3 protein-coding genes are annotated in these 4139 nt (G+C 57.5%); all 3 read left to right on the top strand.

Going from position 1 to position 4139, the window contains the following annotated elements:
• The first annotated feature begins 276 nt into the window (after window positions 1–276).
• The 3 genes from BO1_RS58680 to BO1_RS48155 are packed head-to-tail and all read left to right on the top strand — an operon-like array spanning window position 277 to window position 3906.
• A complete protein-coding gene (locus tag BO1_RS58680; protein WP_084688846.1) occupies window positions 277–1533 on the top strand; it encodes a site-specific integrase in 1257 nt (418 codons plus the stop codon).
• Window positions 1530–2915 (top strand): tyrosine-type recombinase/integrase, encoded by a 1386-nt coding sequence (locus BO1_RS48160; RefSeq protein ID WP_043289236.1) that lies wholly within the window; start codon window positions 1530–1532, stop codon window positions 2913–2915. Before BO1_RS58680 ends, BO1_RS48160 begins: the two co-directional genes overlap by 4 nt.
• Complete coding sequence (locus BO1_RS48155; protein ID WP_028223689.1) at window positions 2902–3906, top strand: tyrosine-type recombinase/integrase; 1005 nt, start codon at window positions 2902–2904, stop codon at window positions 3904–3906. The genes BO1_RS48160 and BO1_RS48155 overlap by 14 nt, the downstream gene beginning before the upstream one ends.
• Window positions 3907–4139 lie beyond the last annotated feature (233 nt).

The raw sequence follows: 4139 nt of genomic DNA, 5'->3' as shown, positions 1-4139 counted from the left end.
CCCTCGGGCGATAGACGCGAGCAGGCAGGAATGACGTACCGTAATGACGCGCGAAGTCCAGCACGGTGTCGCCGGCGCGAGGTTCATAGCGGTCGGGATCGGCAATCATCGCGCGCGGATTGTCCGGCACAATCAGTTGCGGTAATCAGCAGGTTCAGGTAATCCGCAGGAGCGCGGTGGAACCGCCGCCGTTGCTAGCATCAGGTCGCCAGTTCCTTCACATTATCTCGATAGTGCCATCCTAGAGGCGCGACCAACCGCTTAAGGAGGCGCGCCATGTCCGATCAGCAAACAAAGCACGAAACGCTGCTCAGCGAGCTCGAGCAGCATCTTGTAGTCGAGCGATATAGTGTCCAAATCCGCAATCGCTATCTGGCAGTCGCGGCGAACTTCCTTCGATTTCTCGACAGGCGACGAATATCTGTTAAGACGGCAACGCCAACAGACGTATCGGCGTATCTTGGATGCGAACTTCGACGCTTCCGGCGTAACCACGGTCACTCGCCACTCTCCTTACGGGGCTGGAGAGCGTCCCATACGACCGGCATTCATCAGTTGCTGCGATTGGCTATTGGCGAGTGGCCACCCGATCCGATCCCTTCCAGTGTCAACGCAAGGTTTAATCGCAAACTGTGCGCGGAATACGGTCAATGGCTTCGGGAGTGGCGAGGGCTGGCAGCCGAAACGGTTGACGGCCTTCTGGCCGAAGCACAACGATTCTTGTGCTTCAAAGGACGGTGCAAAGGCGCTGAAACGTTGATGCATATGACGGTCACGGATATTGATGCCTATCTGCAAAGCCGTGTTTCGTCGCTGCGTCGGGCATCGCGTAAAGGTATCGCATTGCTGCTTCGCAGCTTCGTTCGTTACCTGTATGAGACGGGCCGTATCGGGCACGATCTTTCTCGATTCGTCATTGTTCCAACAATGTATGCATACGAGTCTATTCCCTCGGCACTGCGCCCCGCCGACATCAAAGCGGTCTTGGATTCAACGCGCCATGACCGTTCTCCGATAGGGCTACGCGACTACGCCATTCTGATGCTGCTGTCGACGTATGGCTTACGTGCGGGAGAGGTGACGCGACTGCGTTTGGAGGATATCGACTGGAGATCTGATCGATTTTACGTCCGTCATACCAAGACTGGATCGCACTCAGTCTTGCCGTTGCTTCCGAGTGTTGGTGACGCACTGCTTGACTACTTGCGACGAGGACGGCCAGCCTCAGATGTGCGCGAGATATTTGTTCGCGCCCGGGCGCCTTATCGCGGATTTCACAATGGTTCCAGCTTGTACACACCAGTGCGACGGCGACTCGAAGCAGCCGGGATATATCCAGTTGGCAAACGCGGTCCACACGCATTTCGACATGCACGCGCTGTCAGCCTGCTTCGCGCTGAGGTTTCGGTAAAGGGGATTGGGGACCTATTGGGACACCGGTCGGCCGGGTCTACGGCCGCGTACCTGAAGTTGGCTACGGAGCATCTTCGCGGCGTAGCTCTTGAAGTCCCGAACATGGAGAGGCAGCCATGAAGCGAATCTGGCCTGATGTTGACGGACGTTGCATTGAACGATTTATCCATGGATTGGGAACCCGCAACGCAACGACGCCCATCGTTTACCGATGCGTTCTATCCGGCTTCCAGCGCTTTGTCATGCAGCGCAATCGACGGCAATCGCTGGATGAGCAAACGATCAAAGCGTGGTTGCACGAGCGAATCGCACAATGGCCTTTGCACATTGTGTTTCATCGCGCGCGTCTCGTCGACCGGTTCCTCGATTTTCTCGAGACAGAAGGATCGATTGCGAGCAATCCGCTACATGAACTTCGGATGCAATATGGTCAGCGAACGACAACGCCCATAGCGCGTGCACTACTATCTTTTTCCCCAGAGACAGCACTTGAAGCGTTACGTCCGCTTCCTCGCTTTGGAAGCTTTCTCGGGCCACTCATGCTCTACCATGTCACGTTAATGCGCGCCATGGGCTACCGCTACGAAACGCCAGCAAACCGATTTTTATGTTTCGATCGCTATCTGCAGAAGAATCCGCATCTGGAGGGTCAACCTCTGGCAGTTCTGCTGCAAGCATGGCGGGCCATACGTCCGACGCCCGAGCACGCGTGGCAGTGCCAGGCGTTGGGGCGCGATCTCGCCAGGGCGTGGCGACGCTTCGAGCCAATGATTCCCGTACCCAAGCCCGACCGCCGACTCTGTGAGCAGCTGAAGCAACAGCGACGGCGTCCCCACATCTACACAGACCAAGAGGTGCAGCAACTGCTCGAAACCGCACGGCGATTTCCCTCACCGTGCGCACCGCTTCGACCTCTGAGCCTGTACACAATGCTCGTTCTTGCATTTTGCACCGGACTACGCCTGGGTGAGATCGCAGGTCTCAACCTTGGTGACGTCCATCTCGATGTGGGCGAGATCGATATTCGGGACACGAAGTTCTTTAGATCGAGGACATTGCCTGTTCCCGACAGCGTCGTGGCTGCCCTGCGCGACTACCTACATGCGCGGCGACTCGCGGGCGGCCCACAGCAGGCCGCGTCAGGGCTTTTCTGGCATCAGCAAAGCGCCGGGCGTTACTCTTATGTGATGACTGGGAAGCTTCTGGTACGTGTCCTGCGCCTCTCTGGCGTAAAGCCTGACAGGGGCGGGCTCGGGCCACGCATTCATGATATTCGGCACACATTCGTCGCAAATCGAATGCTTGAGTGGTACCGCGAGGGGATCAACCCTCAGGCTCGCCTTCCTTATCTCGCCACGTATCTCGGCCACAGGGACATTAACTCGACTCTGGCCTATTTGACCATCACCAATGAACTGCTGCAACTGGCAGGCGCGCGCTTCCGTGCTTTCGGCGCGCACAGCCTGCACATCGCCGAAGGAGTGGACAATGAAATCGATTGATCCCTTGCCCAGATTGCTCCAAGAATTTTTTTACAAACACATGCTGGAACAGCGCAATCTCTCAGCACATACGGTGCGATCCTATCGCGATACATGGAGACTATTCCTGCGGTTTTCGGCTACGAGGCGCAAACGGTCCGTAGCCGCACTTGTGCTCGGCGACCTTACCGCAGCCATGGTAGGAGGCTTCTTGCAGCAATGCGAGCTAGAGCGCAAGGTCACGATCGGCACTCGAAACTGCCGACTCGCCGCGCTGCACAGCTTCTTCTCTTTTGTCGCTGAACGGGAGCCCATCTACGCAGCGCAGTGCGCCGAAGTACTGCGCATTCCAACCAAGCGTGAAGCCATTCGCGCGCCATTCTATCTTGAGCCCGACGAAGTTGATGCCATTATGTTGCAGCCGGATCGCACAAGTCTTGAGGGCCTACGCGATCATGCGCTGCTTTGTTTCCTCTACAACACGGGCGCGCGTATCCAGGAAGCGCTCGACGTTAGTCCTCAACGCATTCGCTTCGATCCTCCCTCTTACGTGCGACTGGTCGGCAAGGGTAAAAAAGAGCGGATCTGTCCTCTATGGCCAGAAACCGTTCTCGTGCTTAAGGCACTGCTCAAGCGGCAACCGCGTGCGGATAACGATCCCATTTTTGTCAATCGCTATGGCGTACCGTTGGGGGCGTCCGGAGTGCGCTATAAGCTCGCGCAGTACGTTCAGGCCGCCGCGAAGACTGTTCCTACGTTGTCTTTGAAGCGCGTCTCTCCGCACAGTTTCCGGCACGCGGCTGCCGTCCACCTCGTGGCAGCGGGCGTAGACGTCACCGTGATCCGTAGCTGGCTCGGTCATGTGAGCCTGGACACGACCAATCATTATGCCCAGGCAAATCTCGCTACAAAGCGCGCGGCACTCGAGCGTCTCGAACCGGCCTCGAAGAGAAAGAGACCGCCGCGATGGAAACGCGACGATGATCTGCTTGCGTGGCTAGATTCACTTTAACCCCTGCATAATGCGAAGGAACCGACGACCTGATTCCACCAACGGCGGCGGTTCCGCCGCGCTCCTGCGGATTACCTGAACCTGCTGATTAGTCGAGATTCTGGTCCCGGACAACCTGAAGGCCGGCGTACAGAAGGCGGACTTCTACGATCCGGTTCTGAACCGCACCTACGGCGAGATGGCTGCGCATTACGGCGTCGCGATCATCCCGGCACGCAAACGCCGCCCGCGCG

The sequence above is a fragment of the Paraburkholderia oxyphila NBRC 105797 genome, from assembly GCF_000685075.1.
GTDB classification, from domain to species: domain Bacteria; phylum Pseudomonadota; class Gammaproteobacteria; order Burkholderiales; family Burkholderiaceae; genus Paraburkholderia; species Paraburkholderia oxyphila.
The sequence above is the reverse complement of the archived record's forward strand: the minus strand, read 5'-3'. Positions and strand labels throughout refer to the sequence as shown.